This is a genomic window from Kitasatospora sp. YST-16 (assembly GCF_026802215.1).
Classification (GTDB): domain Bacteria; phylum Actinomycetota; class Actinomycetes; order Streptomycetales; family Streptomycetaceae; genus Kitasatospora; species Kitasatospora cineracea.
In genome coordinates this window covers 6,165,407-6,186,647 of sequence record NZ_CP113837.1, presented here as the reverse complement: position 1 = coordinate 6,186,647, position 21,241 = coordinate 6,165,407, and the positions used below count along the sequence as shown (strand labels likewise).

The following is a 21,241-nucleotide window of genomic DNA, read 5'->3' as shown; positions in this document are numbered from 1 at the left end:
GCCGGGTCGGTTCCGGTCAGCCGATGGGCACGTCGTTGGAGCGGGACGCGATGCCGTCGAGGGCGGCGAGGGCCGCGGCGTCGAGGGTGATCGCGCCGGCCGCGAGGTTGGCCTCCAGGTGGGCGGCGTCGGCGGTGCCGGGGATCAGCAGGACGTTCGGGGCGTGGTGCAGCAGCCAGGCGAGGCCGACCTGGGACGGCGTGACGCCCAGGGACTCGGCCACGGCGTGCACCGCCGGCTCGTCGGTCGCCTTGGGCAGGCCGGGGAAGGACCCGCCGAGGGGGAAGAACGGCACCCAGGCGATGTCCTCGGCCGTGCACAGCCGCAGCAGGTCCTCGTCCTCGCGGGAGACGAGGCTGTAGGCGTTCTGCACGCAGACGACGCCGGCGGGCAGGGCGCGCCGCAGGCCGTCGAGGGTCACGCTGCTCAGGCCGATCGCGCCGATCTTGCCCTCGTCGCGCAGCGCGGTCATCACCGCGAGCTGGTCGTCGAGGTCGACGACCTGGTCCCCGTCGGGGCGCAGTCCGGGGCCGGTGTCCAGCCGGCGCAGGTTGACGACCTCCAGCCGGTCGGCGCCGAGGCTGCGCAGGTTGTCCTCGACGCTGGCGCGCAGCTGCTCGGGCCGCTGCGCCAGGCGCAGCGGCAGGCGCCCGCCCGGGTCGGGGTCGGCCCCCACCTTCGTGACGACCAGGACGCCGTCCTCGGGGCGCAGCGCCTCGCGGATCACCTCGTTGGCGAACCCGAAGCCGTAGAACTCGGCGGTGTCCACGTGGTCGACGCCCAGCTCGACCGCCCGGCGCAGCAGCGCGACGGCCTCGTCGCGGCGGCCGTGCAGGCGCTCCAACTGCAGGGCGCCGTAGCCGATCCGGGAGACGGTGCGGGTGGCGAACCGGGCGGTCCCGATGGTCATGAGGCCGTCTCCTCGTCCGTGGTGCGCAGGGCGGTGTACAGCAGTTCGGCCTGGTAGAGCGCCATGACCCGGTGGGCGATCGGCGCGGCGAGCTCGCCCGCCCGGTCCGGCTCGTGGTGCTCGACCTTGACGAGCCAGGCCGTGACGCAGTCGTGCAGCATCGTGCGCATCCGCTCGGTCGCGTCGACGATGATGTCGCGGACGGCCGGGTCGGTGGTCGCCTCGCTCCAGGTCTGCACGCCGACCCGGGCCTCGGCGGGGTCGATCGCGGCGGTCAGCCGGGCGAGCAGTTCGTCGGGGCCGGGCGGGACGTCGGCCGCGGCGTACTCGCCTATGGTCGCGGCCCGTCTGGAGAGCATCTCGCGGGCGGCGGCCCGGACCAGTTCGGCCTTGTTGCGGTAGTGCGCGTAGATCGAGCCGACCGACAGCCCGGACTCGGCGGTGATGTCGGCGATCGAGGTCCGTTCCAGGCCGTTGCGGCTGAAGCAGCGCACGGCGGCCTCGGCGATCTGGGTACGCCGGAGTTCCTTGCGCGCGTCGGTGAGCCGGGGCACCGCACCTCCCACAAAAAGAATGGCTGTTCTGCTTACGTGGGAGACGCTAGCAGAACCGCCGTTCTTTTTGCACCGGGAACCTCACCCGGACAGGCCCGGACCGCACCACCGCCCTCCCGTCAACCCCCGCCCGCCAGCCGGTGCTTGAGGGCGAGCAGCGCCCCGCCCGGGCCGCGCGGCCGCAGCCAGCCGGTGTCCGTGCGGTCGACCGCCCCGAACCGGTACTTGTACGGTTCGGCGCCGCGCAGGAAGTCGAAGGTGCGCACGCCCTCGGCCGCGCAGTTGCGGACCGCCGCGTCGACCAGTGCGGTGCCCAGCGAGTCGGCGGCGAACCGCGGGTCCCAACCGGTCTGGTAGTAGGCGAACCGGTCGGCCCAGCGGAAGCCGTACAGCACGCCGACCACCTCGCCGCGGCACCGGGCCAGCTGGAAGGCCGGGCCGCGGCCGGGCGCGGCGCCCTGCACCAGCAGCCGGTGCAGCGGCAGCCGGTCGGCCCCGAAGCTGCTGGCCCCGCCCGCGGCGGCCTCCGGCGCAGCCGGTGCAGTCGCAGCAGTTCGTCCAACAACCCGGCCGTCAGGGCGGGTTCGGCACTGCCGGGCGGCAGCCAGTGGAAGTCGACCCCGGCGGCGGCGAGCCGCCGGCGGGCCCGCCGGTTGGCGGCCCGGAAGTCCCGCGAGCCGAGCCGGTCGGGCCCGTCGGCCAGGTCGGCGCGCGGGCAGGCGGACCGGGTGACGGGGCGGGCGCCGGCCGGCGGCAGGTCCGCGTGCGCGGCGTCCAGGTTCGGCAGCCAGAGCGTCTCGCGCCGGGCCCGCCCGGCCAGCCAGGCGGCCACCTCGGCCCGCCGGTGCGGGCGGACGGCGGGCCCGCAGTGGTCGGCGGCCCCGGGCCCGGACCCGAGCAGGGTGAGCACCGGCAGCTCGACCGGCACCCGCCGGTGCACCCGCAGCCGGGCCGTCCCGAGCGGCAGCACCGCCTCGGCCCGCCCGTCCGGGCCCCGCCACACCGCGATCTCCCCGGCCTGCCCGGCCCCCAGCGTCCGCCACCAGGCGAGCACCCAGTCCGGCCCGGCGAACCAGGATCCGTCCGGGTCCTCGGCCACCAGCTCCCGCCAGTCGTGCACGAGTTCGCCGTCCAGTTCGGGCGTGCGACGGATCTCCGGCACTCCCCCGCTCCTCTCTCGTCCCGGTGCCGCTCAGCTGCCGCCGCGCAGCCGGTGCACGGCCGGGTGCAGTCCGGACAGGATGGTGTCGAAGCGGTCCCGGCCGGTGTGCGAGTTGACCCGCAGGCGGCTGATCCGCAGCCGGTGGGCCGGGGCCAGGTCGGCGTGCCGGTGGTCGAAGAGGAAGCCGGTGCGGTAGCCGAGGGTGCGCAGGACCCGGTCGGCGCGCGGGTCGTAGTTGCCGTTCGGGTAGGCGAAGGAGGTCGGCGGGCGGCCGGTCAGTGCGGTCAACCGGTCGTGCGCGCGGACGAGTTGGGTGTCGAGGTCGGCGTCGGTGCAGCGGTCCAGGCAGGGGTGGGAGGCGGTGTGGCTGCCGATCGCCAGCCCGGCGTCGGCCAGGGTGCGCAGTTCGGCGCTGCTCAACTGCCGCTGCCGGGGCGCCTGCCGGGCCGCGGTGGCGCGCAACTCGGCGAGGGCGCGCCGCCGTTCGGGGTCGGGCAGCGACTTGAGGCGGCGGACGGCGGCGGTCGGGCCGAGCCCGCGCAGCGGTTCGGCCCGGGCGCCGTGGGCGACCAGGTGGGCGGCCTCGGTCCACCAGTACGGGTGGTCGCTGTCGATCAGGTCGGTGATCACGTAGACGGCGGCGGGGATGCCGAGCCGGGCCAGGACGGGCAGCGCCTCGGTGAGCACGGTGCGGTCGCCGTCGTCGAAGGTGACCAGCACGCTGCGGGCGGGCAGCGGGCGGCGGTGCTCGGCGGCCCGGGCGACCTCCTCCAGCCCGACCGGGCGGGCGGTGCGGGCCAGGCGCTCCATCTGGGCGCGGAAGGCCACCGGGTCGTCGATGCCGTGGTAGCCGAGGACGGCGAGGCGGCGGGCGGCGCGGGCCCGGAACACCGGCTGGAACGGGGAGCGCCGCAGCAGGGCGTCGAGGTTGCGCCGCCGCCGCGCGGTGGCACGGTCCGTGGTCGGCATGGCCGCTCCCCCTCCGGTGGCGCACGCGGGCGCCGCGCGGGCGGTCGGCCCGGGGTGCCCGCTGGAGTTCCAGGTCATCAGAGTCCCATGAACGGGTAATGGCTGTCCCAAATTCTCCGAAGCCCGCCGGGCCGCGGGCACCACCTGTCCGGATCACACCGCTTAGCGGCTGATATCACGCATTGGCATAGTTCGGGGGGACCGCTGCCCGCCCGCCCATGGGAGTGCCCGCACGATGACCATGCCCGGCTTCGGCTCCTTCGGCTCCGACGACGCCTTCTCGGAGCTGCTCAACCGCTTCTTCGGCCTCAACCCGGCCGCCTCCCCGCCCGCCGTCCAGCGCGTCCCGATCGGACGGCTGCTCACCGAGTCCGCCCGCGACCTGATCGCCCGCGCCGAGCTGCGCGCCCAGGAGGACGGCAGCACCGACCTGGACACCCCGCACCTGCTGTGGGCCGCCACCCAGGTCGACCCGTCCCGCGGCCTGCTCGCCCAGGCCGGCGCCGACCCGGACAAGCTGGCCGCCACGATCGAGCGCAGCCTGCCGGCCGGCGCGGCCGACCCGTCCGTCGACCCCGGCCTCACCCCGGCCGCCAAGCGCGTGCTGATCGGCGCGCACGCCCGCTCGCAGGCCGCCGGCGTCTCCTACATCGGCCCCGAGCACGTCCTGGCCGCCCTGCTGGACGACCCCGACTCGGCGGCCGGCCGCCTGCTCGGCGCGCAGGGCGCCGACGCCTCCCGCCTCCAGCGCGGCGCCGAGGCCGCCGCCCGGGGCGAACGCGGCCAGGCCAAGGCCGAGAGCCGGACCCCGACCCTGGACGAGTACGGCCGCGACCTCACCGAGGACGCCAAGCTCGGCAGGCTGGACCCGGTGGTCGGCCGGGCCGAGGAGATCGAGCAGACCGTCGAGATCCTCTCCCGCCGCTCCAAGAACAACCCGGTGCTGATCGGCGAGCCCGGCGTCGGCAAGACCGCGATCGTCGAGGGCCTGGCCCAGCGGATCGTCTCCGGCGACGTCCCCGCCACCCTGAAGGACCGGCGGGTGGTCTCGCTCGACCTGTCCGGGCTGGTCGCGGGCTCCAAGTACCGCGGCGAGTTCGAGGAGCGGCTGAAGAACGTCATCGACGAGGTCCGCGAGGCCGCCGACTCCACCGTCCTGTTCATCGACGAGCTGCACACCGTGGTCGGCGCGGGCGCCGGCGGCGAGGGCGCGATGGACGCCGGCAACATGCTCAAGCCCGCGCTGGCCCGCGGCGAGCTGCACGTCATCGGCGCCACCACCATCGACGAGTACCGCAAGCACATCGAGAAGGACCCGGCGCTGGAGCGCCGCTTCCAGCCGGTGCTGATCCCCGAGCCCTCGGTCGAGGAGACCGTGCAGATCCTGGAGGGCCTGCGCGACTCCTACGAGGCCCACCACCAGGTCCGCTTCACCGACGAGGCGCTGCGCGCCGCCGCCGACCTCTCCGACCGGTACGTCTCCGACCGCTTCCTGCCGGACAAGGCGATCGACCTGATCGACCAGGCCGGCGCCCGGGTCCGGCTGCGCGGCCTGGGCCGCTCCACCGAGGTGATCGGCCGCGAGGACGAACTCGCCAAGCTGCGCCGCGAGAAGGACGAGGCGGTGGCCGCCGAGGACTTCTCCCGCGCCTCCGAGCTGAAGACCCGGATCGCCGACCTGGAGGCGCAGAGCGCCGAGATCGAGGAGCGCCGCGAGGGCGTGGTCTCGGTGACCGTCGACGACGTCGCCGACGTGCTCTCCCGGCAGACCGGCATCCCGGTCTCCCAGCTCACCGAGGACGAGAAGGCCCGGCTGCTCAAGCTGGAGGACGAGCTGCACGCCCGGGTGATCGGCCAGGACAAGGCGGTGGTCGCGGTCTCCGAGGCGGTCCGCCGCAGCCGGGCCGGCATGGCCGACCCGAACCGCCCGGTCGGCTCCTTCCTGTTCCTCGGCCCGACCGGCGTCGGCAAGACCGAACTCGCCAAGGCCCTGGCCGAGTTGATCTTCGGTGACGAGGACCGGCTGGTCCGCTTCGACATGAGCGAGTTCCAGGAGAAGCACACCGTCTCCCGCCTGGTCGGCGCCCCGCCCGGCTACGTCGGCTACGACGAGGCCGGGCAGCTCACCGAGGCGGTCCGCCGCCGCCCGTACAGCGTGCTGCTGTTCGACGAGGTCGAGAAGGCCCACCCGGACGTCTTCAACGCGCTGCTGCAGGTCCTCGACGACGGGCGGCTGACCGACGCGCAGGGCCGCACCGTCGACTTCCGCAACACCGTGGTGATCATGACCTCCAACATCGGCTCGCAGCTGATCCTGAGCCACAAGGGCGAGACCGAGGAGATCCGCGACCGGCTGATGGAGGAGCTGCGCGGGCGCTTCCTGCCCGAGTTCCTCAACCGGATCGACGACATCATCGTCTTCGACGCGCTGGACGCCGACGACCTGCTGCGGATCGTCGACCTGATGCTCGCCAACTCCGAGCGCCGGGTGAAGGCCCAGGGGATGGAGCTGGAGGTCACCGCCGCCGCCAAGGACTGGCTGGTCGGCAAGGGCCACCAGCCCGAGTTCGGCGCCCGCCCGCTGCGCCGCACCATCCAGACCCAGCTCGACAACCGCCTCGCCACCATGCTGCTCGGCGGCGACCTGCGCCCGGGCGACACCATCGTCGCGGACGCCGAGGACGGCGAGCTGATCTGCTCGATCGGTCGCCCGAACCCCTCCTGACCAGCCCCTTCTCCCCCACCACCGGCCCGGAGCGTGCCCATGCCCCGTCCCCGCGTCCTCGTCATCGGCGCCGGCTTCGCCGGTGTGGAGTGCCTGCACCGGCTGGAGCGGACGCTCAAGCCCGAGGAGGCGGAGCTGGTGGTGGTCTCCCCGCACGACTACCAGCTCTACCTGCCGCTGCTGCCGCACGTGGCGGCGGGCGTCGTCACCCCGCAGTCGGTGGCGGTGTCACTGCGGCGGCGGCTGCGCCGCACCCGCTACGTGCCGGGGTTCGCCCTGGGGGTGGACACCCGGCGGCGGCAGGTGACCGTGCGCACCGTCGAGGGCGCCGAGTGGGAGATCGGCTACGACCACCTGGTGCTGGCCGCGGGCAGCACCACCCGGCTGTTCGACATCCCGGGCGTCACCGAGCACGCGCTCGGGATGAAGACCCTCGCCCAGGCCGCGTACCTGCGCGACCACGTGATCGGCCAGCTGAACGCGGCCGCGGTCACCAACGACCCCGAGGAGCGGGCCGAGCGCCTGTGCTTCGTGGTGGTGGGCGGGGGCTACGCGGGCACCGAGACGGCCGCCTGCCTGGAACTGCTCACCCGGGAGGCGATCCGGCGCTTCCCGCACGTGGACCCGGCCCTGCTCAGCTGGCACCTGGTGGACATCGCGCCGCGGCTGCTGCCGGAGATCGGCGAGCGGCTCGGCGCGGCCGCGATGGCGGTGCTGCGCGGCCGCGGCCTCGAGTTCAGCCTGAACACCAGCGTGACCCGGGTGACCCCCCGGACGGTCGAGCTCACCGACGGCCGGACGCTGCGCACCCGGACCCTGGTGTGGACGGCCGGCGTGGCGGCCAGCCCGCTGGTGCACACCGTCGACACCGACCTGGTGCGGGGCCGGCTGGCGACCACCGCGGAACTGACCGTGCCCGGCGCGGACGGCGTGTTCGCGGTCGGGGACGCCGCCGCCGTCCCGGACCTCGCCAAGGCGGACGGCAGCATCACCCCGCCCACCGCGCAGCACTCGCAGCGCCAGGGCAAGGCGGTGGCCTTCAACGTGGCCGCGCGGCTGCGGGGCACCGCGATGCGGCCGTACTTCCACCGCGACCTGGGGCTGGTGGTGGACCTGGGCGGCGGCTACGCGGTCTCCCGGCCGCTGGGCGTGGAGCTGAGCGGCCTCCCGGGGCAGGCGGTGGCCCGCGGCTACCACCTGATGGCGCTGCCGACCGTCACGGCCCGCACCCGGGTGCTGGTCAACTGGGCGCTGAACGCCACCACCGGCAGCGACTTCGTCAGCACCGGCTTCCAGCACGGCCGCCCGGCCACCCTGCCCGACTTCGAGCACACCGACGTCTACCGCCCGGCCTGACCCGCCCCCGCCCGCGGGGCCCGGCCGGAGGGCCGGGCCCCGCGGGGCGGTGTCACCGGTGGCGCCCCTGGCCGGGGGTGTCCTTGCCGGTGTTCGGCGGCAACTTCGCCTTGCCCTCCGGCAGTTCGGCTTCGATGCGCTCCTTGCGCACCTCGCCGGTGACGGTCCGCTCCTCGACGTGCTCCTCGGTCACCAGCCGCACCCGCTCCACCGGGACGGCCTCGGTGCGCACGACCGGACGCTCCCCGTGCAGGGTCACGTCGTACTCGGCCTCCGAGATCGGCTCGCCGGACAGCGCCTCGTGCCGGTTCGCCTCGGTGATCGGCTCGCGCTCGACCCGGACCTCCTCGTGCCGCACCGGCACGGTCTGCTGCTCCTCCTCCGTGACGACGTACTTGCGCAGCCGGGCGTGCCCGGTCTCGTACCGTTCGATGCCGACGTGCATCCGCTCCTCCGAGCGGGTCATCGCGTCGTCGCCCCGCTCCGGCCGGCCGGTGCCCCGGACGGCGGGGCCGGGCGCGGCGGCCGCGGAGCCGGTGCGGGCGCCCTGCCGGCCGCCCGCCGTGGCGCCGGCGGCTCCGGCCGTACCCGCCAGGCCGGCGGTCCCGGCCATGCCGGCGGTCCCGACCGTGCCGGTGGTTCCGGCGGCCCCGATGTCGGAGGGGCCGGTACCGGCGGAACCGCCCGTCATCGGCCTGGTCCGCGACGTTCCGGCCGCACCCGCGGCGCCCGCCGCCCCGGCGGCACCAGCCGCTCCGGCCGCGCCCGCCGCGGTGCCCGTTCCGCCCTCCCGGTGGGCCCAGCCGCCCTCACCGGGCTGGTTGGCGGCCTTCCAGGCGTCGTCCCAGGCGATGCCGTAGTGGCGGTACAGCCGGCGCTCCTCCTGCTCGGACAGGTGTCCGCCGCTGTCCACGTCCACGTTCGGCGCGTCCTTGACCTTGTCCTTGTCGTAGGGCACCTGGAGGTGCCCGTCGATCACGTGGGCCTCCCGGACCGGGACGAACGACTCACTCGAACCGAACCATCCGGTCTTCACGCTGACCCACTCGGGCTTGCCGGTGGCGTCGTCGAGGAAGAGGTGGTCGGCCTTGCCGATCTTGTTGCCCTGGGCGTCGTGGACAGGGTGGTGCAGCATGGAACGGATCTGTTGTTCGGTGATCATTGCTCACGCCTCCTTCACATTCCGGCACTGGGGCGCGTGGCCAGCTCAGCCGGACTGAAACGCCCTCCGGGGAGACATTCACCCACCGTGACGGAGATCGGCCGAACTCGACGGATCCGCTCACGCTGCGTCCCCGGATCGGCATATGCCACACCGGGGACGCCATGTGACGTGCACACAGGAGAACGGGCTACACCGCGCCGTCCCCGTCCCCGTCGCCGTCCCCGTCGCCTTCGCCCTCGGGGTCCGGGTCCAGGCCGACCTCCGCGCGGTCCTCCTCGGTGCGCTCCTCCAGTTCGCTCTCGTCGGGCCGCCGCGGCAGGCCGCCGCCGTGGCCGGTGTCCGGGTCGCCCTCGACCGCCTTGTTCGACTTGTGGTGGGTCACGGTTGCCTCCGGCAGTGGTGCGGATGTTCGCTGCCTCCATCACCCCCCGGGGCGGGGCGGGGCGCAAACGGGGGGCGGGTCAGGCGTCCTCGGACTGCACCTCGCCGGCGGCGATGGCGGCGGCGAGGCGGGCGTGGTCGGCGGTGTTGAGCCCCGCGTAGTGGTGGGCGAAGGCGGCGACCGCCCGGTCGAAGGTGTCGGTGCGGCCCAGGTAGGCGGCGATGGCGATCCGGTCGCCGGAGCGGGCGTGGGCCCGGGCCAGGGCGGCGCCGCACAGGGCCGCGTAGGCGCGCAGGCCGCGGGTGGTCATCTCGCCGACCTCGGCGGAGCCCTTCATGTCGCGCAGCTGGCGCCAGTAGAAGTGGCGTCCGGCGGGGCCGGTCATCCAGCCGAGGAAGATGTCGCTCGCGGCCTGGGTGAGCCGCTGCCCGGCGACCACCCGCTGCCCGTGGTGGTCGTACCGGCTGGGCCCGGCGTAGGGCTCCAGGACGGACGCCTGGGCCTCCTTGACCTGCAGCACCAGCGGGTCGTCGGCGTCCCGGCCCTGGAGCAGGACGACGAAGCAGCGGGTGCCGACGCTGCCGACGCCGACCACCTTGCGGGCGGTGTCGACGTACCGGTAGCGGTCGAGCAGCCGGCCGCGCTCCTCGGGGAGGGTGGCCCGGTAGTCGGCGAGCAGCGAGCGGACCTCGTCGGTGTCGAAGCCGACGTGCTCGATCAGCGGGGGCTGGTCCTTGAAGCGGCGGCGTCCGCTCGCGGTGGTCTCGGTGAGCTTTCCGGCGGCCTGGAGGCTGTCGCGGCGGCGGGCGGCGGCGAGGTCGGCGGCGATGCGCTGCCGGGGCTTGCCCTTGAGGCTGGTGAGCAGCTCGTCGGCGTCGATCCGCCGGTACCAGACCGGGAGTTCGCCGAGCCCGGCCAGCTGCCGGATCCGCTCCCGGTAGGCGCGGACGGCCTCCAGCACCACCCGGTGGGCGCTCTCCGGGCTCTCGCCGTTCTCCTGCGCGGCCACGGCCAGGCTGGCGGCGAGGCGCTGGACGTCCCACTCGAACGGGCCGGGCAGCGTCTCGTCGAAGTCGTTCAGGTCGAACAGCAGGGCGCGTTCGGGCGAGGCGAACAGCCCGAAGTTGACCAGGTGGGCGTCCCCGCAGAGCTGGACGGTCAGGCCGCTGTCGGGGGCGGTGGCGAGGTCGCCGGCCATCACGGCGGCCGCGCCGCGCAGGAAGGCGAACGGGGAGGCGGCCATCCGGCCGTTGCGGATCGGCACCAGGTCGGGGAGGCGGCTCTCCGCCTGGGCGCGCAGCACCGCGAGCGGGTCGGGGCGGTCGGCGGCGGGCCGCCAGTGCCCGGCGGTGGAGCGCGGGGCGCGCTTGCGGGCGGCGCGGCCCACCTCGGTGCGTTCCGCGACGGTCAGGTAGGGGGCGGGGGTGTCCATCGGGCGGGCTCCTCACGGCGTCGGGGCCGGAAGACGTACCGCCCCGGTGCGCCGCCGTACCAGCGGCGGGCACCGGGGCGGCGGTCGCTCACCCGAAGGGCCGCACTACATGTTGATCATGTGCCCGGCCAGGCCGTGGACGGCCTCCTTGACGGCCTCGCCCAGCGTCGGGTGGGCGTGCACGTTGCGGCCGACCTCGTGCACCGTGAGGTCCCACTGCTGGGCCAGCGTCAGTTCCGGCAGCAGCTCGGTGACCTCGGGGCCGATCAGGTGGGCGCCGAGCAGCTCGCCGTGGGTCTCGTCGCAGATCACCTTGACGAAGCCGACCGGGTGCCCGATGCCGTGCGCCTTGCCGTTCGCGGTGAACGGGAACTTGGCGACCTTGACCGCGTACCCCTTCTCCCGGGCCTGCGCCTCGGTGTACCCGAAGCTGGCGACCTGCGGCTGGCAGTAGGTGGCGCGCGGGACCATCACGAAGTCGATCTCCATGGTCTCGGCCCCGGCGATGGTCTCGGCGGCGATCACGGCCATCGCCTCGGCGGCGTGCGCGAGCATCAGCTTCGCGGTGACGTCGCCGATCGCGAAGATGTGCTCGACGCTGGTGCGGCCCCGCCCGTCCACGGCGATCGCGCCGCGCTCGGTGAGCTGCACGCCGGTGTTCTCCAGGCCGTAGCCCTGCACCCGCGGCACGAAGCCGATCGCCTGGAGCACCTTGTCGGCCTCCAGCACCTCCTGCTTGCCGTCCCGGGTGACGGTGACCTTCACCGGCTTGTTCGGGTCGGAGTCGTCGATCGTGTCGACCCGGGTGGAGGTGAGCACCTGGATGCCCAACTTGCGGTACTGCTTGGCGAGTTCGGCGGACACCTCGGCGTCCTCCAGCGGCACCATCCGGTCCAGGAACTCGACGATGGTGACCTTCACGCCGTAGTTGTGCAGCACGTACGCGAACTCGACGCCGATCGCGCCGGCGCCCGCGATGACGATCGACTCCGGCAGCTGCTCGGTGAGGATCTGCTCCTCGTAGGTGACGACCCGTTCGCTGAGCGAAGTGCCGGGCAGCAGCCGGGTGGTGGCGCCGGCCGCGACGACGCAGTGGTCGAAGGTGACCATCTCGAAGCCGCCCGAGGCGAGCTTGACCTGCAGCGTGTGGTCGTCGACGAAGGTGCCCCAGCCGTCGTACTCGGTGATGCCGTTCTTCTTCATCAGGTAGTGGACGCCCTTGACCCGGCCGTCGGCGACCTGCCGGGAGCGGCTGAACGCCTTGCCGTAGTCGAAGGACACCTTGCCGTCGACCTCGATGCCGTACAGCCCGGCCTCGTTCAGCACGGTGTGCGCGAGCTCGGCGTTGCGCAGCAGGGCCTTCGAGGGGATGCAGCCGACGTTGAGGCAGACGCCGCCCCAGTACTTGCCCTCGATCACGGCGGTGCGCAGGCCGAGCTGGGCGGAGCGGACGGCGGCGGTGTAGCCGCCGGGGCCGGCGCCCAGGACGACCACGTCGTAGTGCGTGCTCATGTGCCTCGATCCTTCAGGAAGCGACGGACGGCCTCGCGGCCCGTGCCTCCCAGTACACCAGGCCGGGGCGCGGGAGAAGGCTCCGGCACCGGCAGGTCGGGCAGCGCGCCCCGGTGCAGCCAGGCGTCGAGCAGCGGGCCGAGCGGGCGGTCGGTGTAGCGGGCGGCGTGTGCGGCGAAGTCGGCGGTGGTGACGACGGCGTGCCGGTAGGCGGTGGCCCAGTCGCGCAGCAGCCGGAAGAACTCGGTGTCGCCGAGGGCGCAGCGCAGCGCGTGCACGGTCAGGCCGCCGCGCTCGTAGACCCGGTCGTCGAACATGTGTCGCTTGCCGGGGTCGCCGATCGCCAGGTCCTGCGGCAGGCCGCGCAGCTGGAGGTGGGCGTCGGCGGCCCTGCGCTGGGCGGTGGGGCCGCCGGTGCGCTCGGACCACAGCCACTCGGCGTACTTGGCCAGGCCCTCGTTGAGCCAGATGTGCCGCCAGTCGGCGACGGTGACGCTGTTGCCGAACCACTGGTGGGCCAGCTCGTGCGCGACCAGGCGTTCCCAGCCGCGCCGCCCGTCGACGTGGTTGCGGCCGAAGGTGGCCATGCCCTGCGCCTCGACCGGCACGTCCAGGTCCTCGTCGACCACGGCGACGGTGTACCCGTCGAACGGGTACGGGCCGAACAGCTCCTCGAACAGGCGCATCATCTGCGGCTGCCGGGCGAAGTCGTGCTCGAACCGGGCGGTCAGCGGCTGCGGCACCCAGCCGCTCTGCGGGACGGTGCCGGGGGCCCGCTCGGTCAGCGGGACCTGGCGCAGCGGGGCGATCGCCAGTCCGACCAGGTAGGGCGCGGTGGGCGCGGGCTGCTCGTACACCCAGGTGGTGGCGGAGGAGCGGGTGGTGCGGCTGAGCAGCCGGCCGCCGGTGACCACGGCGTAGGGGGTCGCGGTGGTGACGGTCAGCTGGTAGGCGGCCTTGTCGGCGGGGCGGTCGTTGCAGGGGAACCAGGACGGGGCGCCGGTGGGCTGGGAGGCGACCAGCGCGCCGTCGGTGATCTCCTCGAAGCCGAGGCCGCCCCAGGGGCTGCGGACCGGGCGCGGGTTGCCGGACCAGTGCACCTCGCAGGTGAACACCGCCCCGGCGGCGGGGGCCTTGGCGGGCTTGATCCGCAGCTTGCCGTCCCGGTGGGCGTAGTGCGCGGGCCGGCCGTCGACCAGCACCTTGCCGATCCGGAAGTCGGCGAGGTCGAGGGTGAACTCGCGCAGCGGCTCGGGCCCGGCGATGGCGGCGATCCGGGCGGAGGCGGCCAGCCGGTTGGGGCCCGGCCGGTAGTCGAGGGCGATCTCGTAGCGGTGGGCGCGGTAGCGCGGGTCCCCGTGCCGGGGGAAGTACGGGTCGGCGGCGGGGGCCTGCTTGGGGCTCACCGGTGGGGTTCCTCCTGGCGCGGGGGCGGACACGTCATTGCTGCCAGGCTTCGATGGGGTTGCCGAGCCAGCGGGTGTCGGCGGGCACCGTCTCGGCGCGCATCACCAGGGAGGCCGGGCCGAGGGTGGAGCGCTCGCCGACGGTGCTGCCGGGCAGCACGATCCCGCCCGGGCCGAGGGTGGCGCCCGCGCGGAGCTCCACAGTATCCAGTCGCATGATCCGGTCGTGGAAGAGGTGGGTCTGCAGCACGCTGCCGCGGTTGACGCTGACGCCGTCGCCGAGGGTGACCAGGTCGGCCTCGGGCAGCCAGTAGCTCTCGCACCACACGCCGCGGCCGATCTTCGCGCCGAGCGCGCGCAGCCACAGGTTCATCAGCGGGGTGCCGGCGGTGCGGCCGACCAGCCAGGGCACGGCGAGGACTTCGGTGAAGGTGTCGGCGAGCTCGTTGCGCCACACGAAGCCGGACCACAGCGGGTGCTCGACGGCCCGGAACCGGCCGACCAGCAGCCACTTGGCGGCGGCCGAGACCAGGCAGGCCGCCAGGCCCGCGCCGAGCAGCACGAAGCCGGACAGCAGCGGCTGCCCGAGCGCGCACAGCGCGGCGGCGGTGAGCACGGCCAGCGCGGCGGAGGCGAACACCGGGACGATCCGGGCCAGTTCGGTCAGGCCGCGGGCCCAGCGCAGCCGGGCGGGCGGCTCGTAGGTGAGCGCGAGGTCGGCGGTGTCGGCGGCCCGGGGCAGCTTGACCGGCGGCATGCCCAGGTAGGAGCTGCCGCGCTTGGCCTTCTTCGGCGTCGCGGACAGCACGCCGACCAGGCCCCGGTCGGGGACGGCCCGGCCGGGCGCGGTCATCCCGGAGTTGCCGAGGAAGGCCCGCTCGCCGATCTCGGCCCGCCCGATCCGCACCCAGCCGCCGCCCAGCTCGTACGGGGCGATCAGGGTGTCGTCGGCGAGGAACGCGCCGTCGCCGACCTTGGTCAGGCTGGGCAGCGCCAGCACGGTGGAGACCTCGGCGCCCTTGCCGATCCGCATGCCGAGCAGCCGCAGCCACACCGGGGTGATCAGTCCGGCGTACAGCGGGAACAGCGTCTCGCGGGCCAGGTCCATCAGCTGGCTGACCGTCCACGCCTGCCAGCCGACCCGGCCGTGCAGCGGGTGGTAGCCGGTGCGCAGGCCGAGCGAGAGCAGCCGGACGCCCGCCAGGACGAGCGCGGCGTAGGCCAGCCCGTAGGCGAGGGTGGCGGGGACGAGGGCGGTCAGGGCGCCGCGCAGGGCCTGGGCGAGGCCGTCGCCGGGGTGGACGAACCGCCCGGCGATCAGCAGCGCGGGCAGGGCGGCGAGCAGCGGCAGCAGGGTGAGGGCGAAGCCGGTGGCGCCGTAGGCGGCGGCCCAGCGGGCGGTGCGCGGCGGGCGCTGCTTGGGCCAGCCGCGTTCGGCCTTGCCGGTCTTGACGGCGGGGGCGCCGGCCCAGCGCTGGCCGGTGGGGACGGAGCCGGTGACGCCGGAGCCGGGGGCGATCTCGGCGCGCTTGCCGATCTTGGCGCCGGGCAGCAGGGTCGAGCGGGTGCCGACCACGGCGCCGGCGCCGATCCGCAGCGCGCCGATCTCCAGCCGGTCGCCGTCCAGCCAGTAGCCGGACAGGTCGACCTCGTTCTCGACGGCGCAGCCCTTGCCCAGGCGCAGCAGGCCGGTGACGGGCGGCAGGGCGTGCAGGTCGACGTCGGGGGCGACCCGGCAGCCGAGCGCCCGGGCGTAGCGGATCAGCCAGGAGCCGGAGAGTCCGGTGGCGCCGGAGGCTTCGGCGAGCCGTTCGGCGGCCCACAGCCGCAGGTGGACGGAGCCGCCGCGCGGGTAGGTGCCGGGGCCGGTGCCGCGCAGCAGCAGCCGGGCGCCGCCCGCGGCGATCGCCAGGCGGCCGGGCGCGGAGTACAGCAGGACGGCGCCGGCGGCCAGCAGCCACCAGGGGGCGGTGGGGGCCCACGGATAGTCGCCGAGCAGGTTGAGCAGGGTGCCGAGGGCGCCGAGGGCGAGGCTCCAGCGCAGGCCGGTGAGGGTGGCCAGCGGCAGCATCAGCAGCAGTTGCAGGGCCTGGGCGCGGCGGGGGGTGGGGGCGACGGTGCGGGCCGGGCCCTCGGCCTGGGCGGACTTCTCCAGCAGCCGGGCGAGCTTGCGCAGGGTGGGCTGCTGGTAGATGTCGAGGACGGAGGCGGCCGGGTAGCGGGTCCGCAGCAGGGTGGTGAGCCGGGCGGCGGCCAGCGAGCCGCCGCCGATCGCGAAGAAGTCGTCGCCCGCGCCGCGGGGCGGGGCGCCGAGGATCTGCGCCCACTGCTCGGCCAGCCACGCCTCGGTGCCGTAGAGCTGCTCGGCGGGGCCGGAGGCCTCCAGGTCGGGCAGCGGCCAGGGCAGCGCGTCCCGGTCGACCTTGCCGGAGGTGCGGGTGGGCAGGTGGTCGACGGTGGCGAGCAGCGGGACGAGGGCGGCGGGCAGTTCGGCGCGCAGCCGGGCGACGGCGGCGTCCCGGTCGAAGCCGTCCTGGGCGACCAGGTAGCCGACCAGCAGCTGGTTGCCGCCGCGGGCGGTGCGGACGGCGGCGGCCGCGCCGGAGACGGCGGGCAGCGCCTGCAGCGCCGCGTCCACCTCGCCGAGCTCGATCCGCCGTCCGCCGAGCTTGATCTGCTCGTCGGCGCGGCCGAGGAAGACCAGGCCCTCGGGTTCGGCGCGGACCAGGTCGCCGGAGCGGTAGGCGCGCTCCCAGCCGAGGGATTCCAGCGGGGCGTACTTCTCGGCGTCCTTGGCGGGGTCGAGGTAGCGGGCCAGGCCGACGCCGCCGATCACCAGCTGGCCGCTGGCGCCCATCGGGACCACCTCGCCGGCCTCGTCGACGACGGCGAGCTCCCAGCCGTCCAGCGGCAGGCCGATCCGGATCGGGGCCTGCCCGGTCAGCAGGGCGCCGCAGGCGACCACGGTGGCCTCGGTGGGGCCGTAGGTGTTCCAGACCTCGCGGCCCTCGGTGACCAGGCGCTCGGCGAGTTCGGGCGGGCAGGCCTCGCCGCCGAAGATCAGCAGCCGGACCTCGTCGAGCGCCTCGGCGGGCCAGAGCGCGGCCAGCGTGGGGACGGTGGAGATCACGGTGATCTCCTGCTCGGCCAGCCACGGGCCGAGGTCGGCGCCGGAGCGGACCTGGGAGCGCGGGACGGGCACCAGGCAGGCGCCGTGCCGCCAGGCCAGCCACATCTCCTCGCAGGAGGCGTCGAAGGCCACCGACAGCCCGGCCATCACCCGGTCGCCGGGCCCGATCGGCTCGTCCTGGAGGAACATCGCGGCCTCGGCGTCGACGAACGCGGCGGCGCTGCGGTGGCTGACGGCGACGCCCTTGGGCTTGCCGGTGGAGCCGGAGGTGAAGATGATCCAGGCGTCCTGCTCCGGGCCGGGCGCCTGCGCCTCGCGGCCGGAGGGCTTGACCCGGTCGAGGGCGTAGTCGGCGCCGATCACCGCGTTGACGTCGGCCTCGCCGAAGACCAGCTCGGCCCGCTCGTCCGGGTCCTCGAAGTCGACCGGCACGTAGGCGGCGCCCGCGGCGAGCACCGCCAGGATCGCCACGTAGAGCTGGTTGCCGCCGGAGGGGACCCGGATGCCGACCCGGTCGCCGAGGCCGACGCCCGCCCTGGCCAGGTGGCGGCGGACCTTCTCGACCTCGGTGAGCAGTTCCGCGTAGCCGAGCGTCTCGCGCCCGTCGTCCAGCGCCGGCTCCTGCGGGTGGGCGGCTGCGGTGGCCGCGAGCACGTCGACCAGGGTGCGCGGTCCGGGCGCGGCCTGGGCGCGGAACAGCGCGGTGGCGGGGGCGGTGATCATGGCTGCAACGGTCCTCGTCCTGGGTTCCCCGGCAGTCAACCGAAGGCGTCGAAAGCGCGACAACCTGGGCAAGTTTACCGGTCAGGGCGGGTGGACGGCCGGAGGCGAGGGCGCCCGGGGCCGCCGGGCGGCCGGTGCGCGAGGGGCGGCGCGAGCCGACGGATCATCAGCTCGCGCCGCTGCGGGGCAGGTTGCGGGGGTCGGCCGGGCGCCCCGACTGACGGCGGGTCAGGTTCCCGACACGCCGGTGTATTCCGGGAGTTCACCCACTGTTCACGCACCCGCCTTCTTCGCGTGGCCGCCCGGTCGGTCAGCGGCCCCGGGTGGGTTCGCCGCGGCGGACGGCGCCGGGGGCCCGGCGGGCCGGGCGGTCGGCGCGCCCGGCCGAAGTCGGCTGCCAGGGCACCGAGATGACCATCACGCCGGGGGTGAACAGCAGGCGGCTCTTGAGCCACAGCGCGGACTGGTTGTGCAGCAGGTTCTCCCACCAGTGGCCGACCACGTACTCGGGGATGAAGACCGCCACCGCGTCGCCGGGCTGAGCGGACGTCAGCTCCCGGACGTGCGCGACGACCGGCTTGGTGATCTCCCGGAACGGCGAGTCGAGCACCCGCAGCGGCACGTCCAGGCCGCTGCCGTCCCACTGGGCGCGCAGGTCGGCGGTGGCCTCGGGCTCGACGTCCGCGGTGACGGCCTCCAGCGTGTCGGGCCGGAACGCCTGCGCGTAGCCGATCGCCCGCAGGGTGGGCCGGTGCAGCTTGGAGACCAGCACCACGGCGTGCACCTGCCGGGGGCGGGGCGCCGGCTCCTCGTCCTCCGCCGCCAGTTCGGCGGCGACGGCGTCGTAGTGACGGCGGATGCCGCGCATGGTCAGCCAGAGCAGCAGGGCGGCGACCACGGCCAGCCACGCTCCTTGGGTGAACTTGGTGATCAGCACGATGACCAGCACCAGCGCGGTGGTGACGGCGCCCAGCCCGTTGATGATCCGGGAGCGCCGGGCAGCGGAGCGGGCGGCCGGGTCGCTCTCGGTGGCGAGGGCGCGGTTCCAGTGCCGGACCATGCCGATCTGGGAGAGCGTGAAGGAGGTGAACACGCCCAGGATGTACAGGTGGATCAGGCTGGTGACGTCCGCCTCGTAGAACCACAGCAGCGCCCCGGCCACCACGGCGAGCGCGACGATGCCGTTGGAGAACGCCAGCCGGTCGCCGCGGGTGTGCAGCTGCCGGGGCAGGTAGCGGTGCTGGGCGAGGATCGAGGAGAGCAGCGGGAAGCCGTTGAAGGCGGTGTTCGCGGCCAGGATCAGCACCAGCGCGGTGACCGCCTGGACGAAGTAGAACAGCACGCTGTCGGAGCCGCCGAAGACGCTCGCGGCGAGCTGGGCGATCACGGTCTGCTGGGTGTAGGAGTGGCAGTCCCCGGCCAGGCCGGTCAACTGGCAGGCGTCCTCGACGTAGTGGACGTGCGAGGTGAGCGCGAGCAGCGTGACGCCGGCGAACATCACCACCGCGACGACGCCCATCACCGCCATGGTGGCGGCCGCGTTGCGGGACTTCGGGGCCCGGAACGCGGGCACCCCGTTGGAGATCGCCTCGACGCCGGTCAGCGCGGTGCAGCCGGAGGCGAAGGCGCGCAGGCCCAGCATCAGCAGGCCCAGGCCCTGCAGGGCGTCCTTGCCGTGCTCGGCGGCGACGCCCAGGTGCGCGGTCGGCGCCTGCGGGCCGTCGCCGAACGCGAGCCGGACCAGGCCGGTGACCACCATCAGCAGGATGCCGCCGATGAACAGGTACGTCGGCGCGGCGAACGCCCGCCCCGACTCGCGCACGCCGCGCAGGTTGACCGCGGTCAGCAGCGCCACGAAGCCGAGCGCCAGCGCCACCCGGTGGTCGGCCAGCGAGCCGAACGCGGAGATGATGTTGTCCACCCCGGAGGCGACCGAGACCGCCACCGTCATCACGTAGTCGACCAGCAGCGAGGCGGCCACCACCAGCCCCGGGTTGGCCCCGAGGTTGCGCGAGACCACCTCGTACGAGCCGCCGCCGCTCGGGTAGGCGTGCACCACCTGCCGGTAGGACAGCACCACCACGGCCATCAGGGCGACCACGCCCAGCCCGATCCACGGCGTCAGGTACAGGAACGCGGTGCCGCCGACGGTGAGCACCAGCAGGATCTCGCCGGTCGCGTACGCCACCGAGGAGAGCGGGTCGGAGGCGAAGATCGGCAGCGCCAGCCGCTTGGGCAGCAGCGTCTCGCCGAGTTCCTCGCTGCGCATGGCGCGGCCGATCACGAGGCGCTTGAGCGCCTGGGGGAGGTTGAACACAGCACGGCAGCGTATGCGCCGCCGCCGATCGGCCAATCAGCCTGTCAGACTGTCGGATTTCTTGCGTTCTCGCAGGTCAAAGGTGGTTTTGGTGATCGAATCGAAGGCTTGGGCCCGGAACGGGCCTGCCGTTAAGGATTCGTCAATATCCGCGCGGCCCGGCGGGCAGCCGGGCCTCGATCGCCGCCAGCGCGGCCCGGAGCGCCGCCACGTCGGCCTTGTCCGCGACCTGGTCGCCGTCCTTGAGCTTCACCAGCAGCGTCCCGCCGGGCTCCAGCACGATCAGCGAGGTCTCCCCGATCGCGTCACCGCCCTGGTGCCGGACCGCCACGTCCAGGTCGGCCACCCGGATGCCCTGCCGGGCGATCGTCCGCCGGTCGTACACCCCGTCCCGGGCCAGCACCGTCGGCGTCCCGTCCAGCAGCCGGTTGAACCAGTCCCAGCGCGCCGCCTGCCGCACCAGCACCCAGTCGGTGGCCAGCAGCACCAGCGCCCCGTACAGGCCGCCGGTCACCGAGTCGTCGTTCCCGATCACCGCGTTCTGCACCACGTTGGACAGCAGCAGCATGACCACCAGGTCGAAGGTGTTCAGCTGGGCCAGCCCGCGCTTGCCGATCACCCGCAGCAGCACCAGCAGCGCCAGGTAGACCAGCACCGTGCGGAGGGTCTTCTCGCCGTACGAGATGCCCGCGTCGAACATGTCCTGCCACATGGCGGCCACCGTAGGCGCCGGTGCGACCACCGCACCGGCACCCACGCCAGCGGTCACCCGGGCGGCCCACCGGGCCCCGGGCCCGCCCGGGGGCGGCTACGGGCGGCGGGTGGCCAGCAGCAGGCCGGAGGAGCAGTCCAGGCGGGTGGCGTGCAGCCGGGGGTCGGTGGTCAGGCGCTCGACCAGGGCGGCGACCGCCGGGGCGTGGCCGTCCGGCCAGGTCGGCTGCGGCAGCAGGTCGTCGACCAGGTACAGGCCGCCCGGGGCCAGCAGCTCCAGCGCCTGGTCGAGGTGGTGGAACTTGCCGGGCCAGGTGTCCGCGAAGACCAGGTCGAAGCTGCCGGGCGCCAGCGCGTCGATCAGCTCCGCCCCGTCCCCCACCACCAGCCGCAGCCGCGGGTCCGCCCCCAGGTGCTCGGCGGCGACGGCCGCGACCGCCGCGTCCTGCTCGACGCTCACCAGCGTCGCCGCCGCGTCCATCCCGCTCAGCAGCCAGCTCGCCCCCGCCCCGGCGCCGGTGCCCAGCTCCAGCACCCGGCCCCCGGGGCGGGCCGCCGCCAGCGTCCGCAGCAGCTGCCCCGTGGTCGCGTCGCAGGACATCGCGAAGCCGAGCGCCGCGCACCCCCGCTCGATCGCGGCCAGCACGGCGGGGTGGGAATCGGTGGTGAGCGTCATGGCGCGGCCTCCGGGAGTGGGTGGGGTCCGTCGGTGAGCGCGACACGCTAGCGGCGGGGCCGGGCAGCGCACCGGGAATTCCGCTCCGCGGACGGGCGGCGCGGGCGGGGC

General features: G+C 74.6%; 15 protein-coding genes. 2 read left to right on the top strand and 13 right to left on the bottom strand.

What is annotated here, in order from left to right; all coding sequences use genetic code 11:
- Positions 1-16: 16 nt before the first annotated feature.
- From OU787_RS27865 to OU787_RS27850, 4 genes are all read right to left on the bottom strand, one after another.
- Positions 17-910 carry an aldo/keto reductase gene (locus OU787_RS27865; RefSeq protein ID WP_268661004.1) on the bottom strand — a complete coding sequence of 298 codons (894 nt, stop codon included), beginning with the start codon at positions 908-910 and terminating at the stop codon, positions 17-19.
- Positions 907-1,464 (bottom strand): TetR/AcrR family transcriptional regulator, encoded by a 558-nt coding sequence (locus tag OU787_RS27860; protein ID WP_051817167.1) that lies wholly within the window; start codon positions 1,462-1,464, stop codon positions 907-909. Before OU787_RS27860 ends, OU787_RS27865 begins: the two co-directional genes overlap by 4 nt.
- A gap of 119 nt (positions 1,465-1,583) precedes the next feature.
- Complete coding sequence (locus OU787_RS34915) at positions 1,584-2,465, bottom strand: GNAT family N-acetyltransferase (protein ID WP_442788571.1); 882 nt, start codon at positions 2,463-2,465, stop codon at positions 1,584-1,586.
- A gap of 191 nt (positions 2,466-2,656) precedes the next feature.
- A complete protein-coding gene (locus tag OU787_RS27850) occupies positions 2,657-3,595 on the bottom strand; it encodes a polysaccharide deacetylase family protein (RefSeq protein ID WP_268661002.1) in 939 nt (312 codons plus the stop codon).
- 235 nt (positions 3,596-3,830) lie between these two features.
- On the opposite strand from OU787_RS27850, the gene OU787_RS27845 reads away from it, so the two are divergent.
- Both OU787_RS27845 and OU787_RS27840 read left to right on the top strand, forming a co-directional pair.
- Positions 3,831-6,320, top strand: coding sequence for an ATP-dependent Clp protease ATP-binding subunit (locus OU787_RS27845; RefSeq protein ID WP_268661001.1), 2,490 nt, complete (start codon positions 3,831-3,833; stop codon positions 6,318-6,320).
- 39 nt (positions 6,321-6,359) lie between these two features.
- Positions 6,360-7,676: an NAD(P)/FAD-dependent oxidoreductase gene (locus tag OU787_RS27840; RefSeq protein ID WP_030461367.1), complete on the top strand. Its 1,317-nt coding sequence runs from the start codon at positions 6,360-6,362 to the stop codon at positions 7,674-7,676.
- Positions 7,677-7,728: 52 nt separating this feature from the next.
- Here OU787_RS27840 and OU787_RS27835 read toward each other — a convergent pair whose 3' ends face one another.
- From OU787_RS27835 to OU787_RS27795, 9 genes are all read right to left on the bottom strand, one after another.
- Positions 7,729-8,838 carry a PRC and DUF2382 domain-containing protein gene (locus OU787_RS27835; RefSeq protein ID WP_268661000.1) on the bottom strand — a complete coding sequence of 370 codons (1,110 nt, stop codon included), beginning with the start codon at positions 8,836-8,838 and terminating at the stop codon, positions 7,729-7,731.
- A gap of 190 nt (positions 8,839-9,028) precedes the next feature.
- Positions 9,029-9,223: a hypothetical protein gene (locus OU787_RS27830; RefSeq protein WP_035955946.1), complete on the bottom strand. Its 195-nt coding sequence runs from the start codon at positions 9,221-9,223 to the stop codon at positions 9,029-9,031.
- 79 nt (positions 9,224-9,302) lie between these two features.
- Entirely contained in the window at positions 9,303-10,655 is a 1,353-nt protein-coding gene (locus OU787_RS27825; RefSeq protein ID WP_030461365.1) for a DUF2252 domain-containing protein, read from the bottom strand.
- Positions 10,656-10,760: 105 nt separating this feature from the next.
- Entirely contained in the window at positions 10,761-12,167 is a 1,407-nt protein-coding gene (gene lpdA / locus OU787_RS27820) for a dihydrolipoyl dehydrogenase (RefSeq protein ID WP_030461364.1), read from the bottom strand.
- Entirely contained in the window at positions 12,164-13,573 is a 1,410-nt protein-coding gene (locus tag OU787_RS27815; protein WP_268660999.1) for a M1 family metallopeptidase, read from the bottom strand. The genes lpdA and OU787_RS27815 overlap by 4 nt, the downstream gene beginning before the upstream one ends.
- 34 nt (positions 13,574-13,607) lie before the next feature.
- Positions 13,608-17,426, bottom strand: a complete 3,819-nt coding sequence (locus tag OU787_RS27810; protein WP_268660998.1) for a Pls/PosA family non-ribosomal peptide synthetase — start codon at positions 17,424-17,426, stop codon at positions 13,608-13,610.
- Positions 17,427-17,736: 310 nt separating this feature from the next.
- Positions 17,737-19,695, bottom strand: coding sequence for an APC family permease (locus OU787_RS27805; protein WP_268661938.1), 1,959 nt, complete (start codon positions 19,693-19,695; stop codon positions 17,737-17,739).
- A 190-nt stretch (positions 19,696-19,885) separates the two neighbouring features.
- Positions 19,886-20,455: a DUF421 domain-containing protein gene (locus OU787_RS27800; protein WP_030461360.1), complete on the bottom strand. Its 570-nt coding sequence runs from the start codon at positions 20,453-20,455 to the stop codon at positions 19,886-19,888.
- Positions 20,456-20,551: 96 nt separating this feature from the next.
- Positions 20,552-21,130: an O-methyltransferase gene (locus OU787_RS27795; protein WP_030461359.1), complete on the bottom strand. Its 579-nt coding sequence runs from the start codon at positions 21,128-21,130 to the stop codon at positions 20,552-20,554.
- Positions 21,131-21,241: the final 111 nt, after the last annotated feature.